The sequence below is a fragment of the Burkholderia sp. E168m23 genome (genome assembly GCF_016586125.1).
Lineage (GTDB): Bacteria > Pseudomonadota > Gammaproteobacteria > Burkholderiales > Burkholderiaceae > Burkholderia > Burkholderia orbicola.
The window spans coordinates 1-2,008 of sequence record NZ_BCPP01001139.1 but is presented as its reverse complement, the minus strand read 5'-3'; the positions used below and the strand labels follow the sequence as shown (position 1 = coordinate 2,008).

Genomic DNA, 2,008 nt, shown 5'->3' with positions numbered 1-2,008 from the left:
CCCCCTCCCATCAGCAACAGCCCGCCTGCATGGATGTGATCGAAGCGTGGATACGGCTGGCCTACCTGCAGCGGCACGTCGAGCGCTTCGCTCGGCATCCGGAACATCACCGACGTCCGGGCCTTTGCTATTGCCAGTTCATTCGACGCAAGCCATGCCCCGTCCATCCGCGAGAAAGCGACCAAATGCGCACCCGTATCGAGAATGGCAAACACGGCATCGAGTCCCGCGTCCCGCGCCGCAGCACGCCCCTGGGCCACAATACGGTCCGCCCGCTCCAGCGTGAGCTCAGGCATTTTGCGTCCACTCCGTCTCTTGCCACTGCTTCGCCGCGTCAATCGTCGCAAACGGGCGCATGGTTCGATACAAATGCGTATCGGCCGGAATGATCTCGACCATGGCGTCGATCATCTCCTTGGGGTCGGCCTGGTTCATCAGGCTGTCGCCGAAATCCGGCATCGGCACAACGGCGGAATCGGCGTCGTACCACTGCACGTAGCTCTCGGCGCCGGTGTCGTTGAATCCGGTGCCGAAAACGCCCGGATTCACGGTCGCGACCTTGACGCCAAAGGGTTCGAGTTCCGCTTTCATCGACCCGGCGATGGCCTCGATCGCATGCTTGGTCGCGCAGTAGGCACCGACAAACGGGACAACCAGAATGCCCCCCATCGACGAGGTCCATACGACTTTTCCGGACCTGCGCCCCACCATCTTCGGCACGATCGCCTGCACCAGTTGAAGATGGCCGAAAACGTTGATTTCGAAGGACTCCCGAACGCGTTGCATCGGGATGTCGACGATCGATCCGCCTTCCATGACGCCGGCGTTCAGCACCAGGACGTCGGGATCGAACGAGCCCGCGTGAGCGATGTCGATCGCGTCGAGCAGATTCAGCTTGATCACTTCCAGCACCACACCGGCCTCGGCTGCATCCGCACGCAGGCCGCGAACCTGCGGCCACGTCTCGGCCGTCGCGACGACCTGATGGCCGAGGCGCGCAAGTTCGATTGCCGCACCCCGACCAAAGCCTGAACTGGCACCCGTGATCAATATCTTTCGAGACATCTGGCGCTCCTTGACTGAAGTAGTTGCACCCAGTGTAGGGAGCCCCTAGTATCAAAACAAGATCACCAATGCTTGATGACATGATGAGAGTTACTCACCAATCAAGGAACGTCGATTTTTTCTCTTTCACCGTGTTCCTGGCGGTTGCGGCACGACGAAGCTTTCGCGGCGCAGCGACCGAACTCGAGATCACGCCGTCGGCGGTCAGTCATTCGGTGAAAGCGCTCGAGCGGCGTCTGGGCGTCCGGCTCCTGAATCGAACGACTCGCAGCACCTCGCTCACCGAGGCCGGCGAGCGTCTGGCAGCCAAACTCCGGCCGGCGGTTTCGATCATCGACGAAGCGATGCGCGAAGTCGACGATCTACGCTCGGCTCCCAGCGGAACCGTGCGCATCAACGCAAGCGAAGGCGCCATTCGCCTCATCCTGCGCCCCGTCCTGGCGCGCTTCCTGAAGTCGTATCCGGAAGTGCATCTCGACATCGTGAGCGACGGCCGCCTCACTGACATCGTTGCAGCGGGATTCGACGCGGGCATTCGGCTGGCCGAGGCCGTGCCGCAGGACATGGTGGCCATTCCGCTCATGGGCAACGTTCGTTTCGCAGCAGTCGCGTCGCCCGCGTATTTCGCTGCACATGGACGCCCCGCTACGCCGCACGATCTTTATCGACACGACTGTATTCGCTTTCGCTTCGAGAGCGGTTCGATCTACCAGTGGGAATTCGAGCGGCGCGGTGTCAGCGAGACCATCGATGTCTCGGGTTCGCTTACCTTGACGGACCAACCGCTGATGGTCGACGCCGCCATGGACGGCATCGGCATCGCTTTCGTCCCCGACCACCTCGTCATCGAGCCCTTGCGTGACGGACGCCTCGAACGCGTTCTTGACGACTGGTGCGCCCCTTTTCCGGGGCTATGTCTTTACTATCCCGGCCATCGCCATGT

At 61.8% G+C, this 2,008-nt stretch carries 3 protein-coding genes; 1 reads left to right on the top strand and 2 read right to left on the bottom strand.

The window, feature by feature from the left end:
* Together JMF90_RS34980 and JMF90_RS34975 are read right to left on the bottom strand one after the other, a co-directional pair.
* A partial coding sequence (locus tag JMF90_RS34980) for a heme-binding protein (RefSeq protein ID WP_201326156.1) occupies positions 1-296 on the bottom strand: 296 nt, incomplete at its 3' end.
* Positions 289-1,065: an SDR family oxidoreductase gene (locus JMF90_RS34975; RefSeq protein ID WP_077220332.1), complete on the bottom strand. Its 777-nt coding sequence runs from the start codon at positions 1,063-1,065 to the stop codon at positions 289-291. The genes JMF90_RS34980 and JMF90_RS34975, both read right to left, overlap by 8 nt.
* A gap of 131 nt (positions 1,066-1,196) precedes the next feature.
* Between JMF90_RS34975 and JMF90_RS34970 the strand changes: the two genes are divergently transcribed.
* A partial coding sequence (locus JMF90_RS34970) for a LysR family transcriptional regulator (protein WP_236598104.1) occupies positions 1,197-2,008 on the top strand: 812 nt, incomplete at its 3' end.

Excerpts from the sequence above, each read along its gene's own strand:
- JMF90_RS34975 (WP_077220332.1), bottom strand. The coding sequence starts at position 1,065 with ATGTCTCGAAAGATATTGATCACGGGTGCCAGTTCAGGCTTTGGTCGG.